The sequence below is a fragment of the Empedobacter sp. UBA7494 genome, assembly GCF_002478465.1.
In the GTDB taxonomy this organism is placed as follows: Bacteria; Bacteroidota; Bacteroidia; order Flavobacteriales; family Weeksellaceae; genus Empedobacter; species Empedobacter falsenii_B.
In genome coordinates this window covers 1-3,578 of sequence record NZ_DLOC01000105.1, presented here as the reverse complement: position 1 = coordinate 3,578, position 3,578 = coordinate 1, and the positions used below count along the sequence as shown (strand labels likewise).

Sequence of the window (3,578 nt, the reverse complement as noted above, 5' to 3'; positions counted from 1 at the left end):
CTGGGAAGAAGGAAAAGATGCAATGAACGCTACTAAAGATGGTGTAGCTTCTTACTTAGCTTCTCACTAAAAATAACTTGAAAATTTTTTGATTTTCAAAATTCACGAAGAGGCTGTCTAAAAAATTTGACAGGAGATTTTAACGGATTAATTTTCAATAAAAATCACTAAGCTCAACACTTAGACAGCCTTTTTTATATCCAATTTTAACCATAAAAATTAATAAAATGTTTGCAGAATTAGAACAAGATAACTTAGCACAAGTAGTTACTGATAACAATATAGTAATTGTACAATATGGTGCTGGATGGTGTGGAAACTGCCGTTTAATAAAACCAAAATTCAAAAAATTAGCGGCTGAATATGAAGGTCAAGCTGAGTTTTTATATGTTGATGCTGAGAAATTAGTAGAATCAAGAAAATTAGCGGATGTTCCTAACTTACCAACTTTCGCGGTATTTAAAGGAGGAAAAAATGTAGGACAAGTAACTGCGTCTAAAATTGATGCTGTAAAAGAATTGATCAATGAAGCTGCCGGTATTTAAGAATTTAGCAAAAAATGTTTCTATTGAAGCAATGGAAACAGCTTTAGAAGTTTTGGAAGTTTATGCTGATTCTCCAGCTGTAAAGGAGCCAGAACAAGAAGTAATTGGTGAAATGATTTCTAACATTTGTGGAGCAATGGAAATGAAGCAAATGATGGAAGAAGAAGGATTGGATGAGCGTACTGCTGCCAATACTTTTATGCAACGTGTAATGGGTTCGATTGATAAATAATTTTATCAATTAGTTTATATAAAAAAAGGATTTCAATTGAAATCCTTTTTTGGTTTTGTATCTTAAGATTTTCGATTAAAGAAAGTAAACTAATAAACCTAGATTAACTATTACTTTTTAGAAAATAATTATCACAAAAATTTCTAATAATACAATTTATCTTTCATTTCCTAATTCAGGATTAAAATCACTCAATAATTTCTTTTCTATCCTTCGTATTATTTTAATAACAATATTTTGAAATCTATGCAATTATCCTTATTAGTAAATTTATCTACAATTAAATGTTACTTTTTCCGTTATGGTAAGATATATTATTTTAAAAAATGAAATCAAAATTTACAACACTTCTCTTGGGTATCTCATTAATAACCTTAACAAGTTGTGCTTTATCTAATTCTGTCAAGCAAATTAATTATCAATCGAACCTAAAAGTTAGTGATAGACTATCTTCTAGTAAAATTGTTAAAATTGACGAAATGAAAGACATGAGAGGATACAGTGATGAAAAGGTTATTTTTTACAAGAAAAACATGTACAATCAAACGATGTCAGGTGCATATATGGCGGAAAAACCAGTTTCAGAAATTTTAACCGAAGCTATAAAAAATGGTTTCAATGAAAAAAATATTTCAGTTAACGGTAGTAATGATTATATTCTAAAATCTGAGTTACAAAAATTAGATTATGAAGCAATTTCTGGATTCTCTACTGTTCAGTTAATCCCAGAAATTACAGTTAAATTTCAATTGGTTGACAAAGATGGAAAAGTTGTTTGGACTGACTTAATTACAGGAAAAGCAAACACAAAAGGTGCTAAATTTGAAAAGTTTTTACCTCCAGCAATCGATAATCTTATTCAACAACTTGTTAATAATCAAGACTTTTTGAATAATGTTATAACCGAGTAACATCATTTATTTTAAGAGTTACAATTATCTCAAAAATATCATCAAACCTCGTTTAGAAAACATTAAACGAGGTTTTTCATAGAATAAAATATCTTACATTCAGATTTCTTCACTAAATAATAACTTCTTTTTCAATTTGAAAATAAACAAGAAACTGAATATAAATTACAAAAAATGATTTTCTAAGAACAAATTATTTATCGCTTTCAAAATAGAGCTTGGTAATTCAAAAAATTAGAATAGTTTTAGTAATTTCCAAAATATAATATCAAACAGTACACAGAATAAAATACAGTAAATTGTATTTTTGCAAAAATTTTTAGAATTGAGTAAACAAATAAATTGGATAAGCTGCAAGAATTGCAATGGTCTTGGAAAAAAAAGTCAAGGTGTTTCGAAAAAGAAACAATTGCGTTATGAAGCCTCTCTTCCTCAATCGAAAAAAAATAAAAACGACAACACTATTCCAAATAAACCAAAAAGTTCGATGCAAATTTGTACAACTTGCTTAGGATCTGGTTTAACGCAAACAGAAGAATTCCCTCAAACCAATAAAAATTATCCTCATATTGCTATTGTAGGAGCTGGGATTGGTGGAATTGCGTTAGCATTATCGTGTTTGCATCGACAAATTCCTTTTACACTTTTCGAGCGAGATCGCGCTTTCAACGATCGTTCGCAAGGTTATGGATTAACGTTACAACAAGCGAGTAAGGAACTAAAAAAGTTTGGAATTACAACTTTGGATCAGGGTATTGTTTCTACGCTGCATTTGGCACATACCATAGAAGGAAATGTGATTGGCGAATGGGGAATAAGAAAATTGCAAGACAAAGAAGCTATTGAAGCAAAAAACAAGAATAAACATACCAATATTCACATTGCAAGACAATCTTTGCGTTTAGCTTTTTTAGAGCAATTGGGTGGTGATAAACAAGTTTTATGGAATCATCAATTAACTGATTTTAAAGTTGATGATAAAGTCGAATTAACGTTTGATGTTGATGGAATAAAAAAACATTTTAAAGCTGATTTACTTGTTGGTGCAGACGGCATACGTAGTTCGGTGCGTCGGTTGATTATCAATGAAGATACAAATCCATTAAGATATTTAGGTTGTATTGTGATTTTAGGAATCTGTAAACTAAATGCTTTAAAAGATTTAGATAATCATTTGTTAGATGGTGCAACGGTGTTTCAGACCGCAAATGGAACGGAACGAATGTATATGATGCCGTATGATAAAGAGTCGATTATGTGGCAATTTAGTTTTCTAATGTCAGAAGAAGATGCTAAAAATTTAAGTAAAAAAGGTTCTGAAGCCTTAAAAACAGAAGTTGCGAAAAGAACGCATTGGCACTCTCCTATTCCAGAAATTATCGCCGCTACCGAAGCTAAACAGATTACGGGATATCCTGTTTACGACCGAGATTTATTAACGCCAAATTTATTAGAAAATGTAGGTCCTGTTACTTTAATAGGCGATGCAGCACATCCGATGAGTCCTTTCAAAGGGCAAGGTGCCAATCAGGCTTTGTTAGATGCTTTATTGTTGGCACAAAAAATCACCTCAGTTTATCATGCGCAAAATAAACAAGTCAATCTACGTGAAGATGTTTTACATCCATACGAAAAAGAGATGATGGAGCGAAGCAGCGTTAAAGTGAAAAAGTCAGCAGATGCAGCCAAATTTTTACATTCAGATATCGTACTTCAAAAAGGGAATGTAACCTTTGGTTCGAAGTGGACTTCCAGTTTGTGATTTATAAAAACTGACTTTGGTTTTGATGATAAAATACAATGTAAACCTTATTCATTAGAGATATCCATTACATATTGTATCTCTTTTGATTCTTTATTCTTTATCATTGTGTAATCTTCCCCTTGTTA

General features: G+C 30.8%; 4 protein-coding genes. All 4 read left to right on the top strand.

All coding sequences use genetic code 11. The features are described from left to right. Positions 1-227 precede the first annotated feature (227 nt). The 4 genes from B4E95_RS12910 to B4E95_RS12895 all read left to right on the top strand — a co-directional run bounded on the left by B4E95_RS12910 (position 228) and on the right by B4E95_RS12895 (position 3,450). Positions 228-545 carry a thioredoxin family protein gene (locus B4E95_RS12910; RefSeq protein ID WP_291061259.1) on the top strand — a complete coding sequence of 106 codons (318 nt, stop codon included), beginning with the start codon at positions 228-230 and terminating at the stop codon, positions 543-545. Next, complete coding sequence (locus B4E95_RS12905; protein ID WP_038336694.1) at positions 526-777, top strand: DUF6952 family protein; 252 nt, start codon at positions 526-528, stop codon at positions 775-777. The genes B4E95_RS12910 and B4E95_RS12905 overlap by 20 nt, the downstream gene beginning before the upstream one ends. A gap of 479 nt (positions 778-1,256) precedes the next feature. Next, positions 1,257-1,688 (top strand): hypothetical protein, encoded by a 432-nt coding sequence (locus B4E95_RS12900; protein WP_291061261.1) that lies wholly within the window; start codon positions 1,257-1,259, stop codon positions 1,686-1,688. Positions 1,689-2,013: 325 nt separating this feature from the next. Next, a complete protein-coding gene (locus B4E95_RS12895; protein ID WP_291091879.1) occupies positions 2,014-3,450 on the top strand; it encodes an FAD-dependent oxidoreductase in 1,437 nt (478 codons plus the stop codon). Positions 3,451-3,578 lie beyond the last annotated feature (128 nt).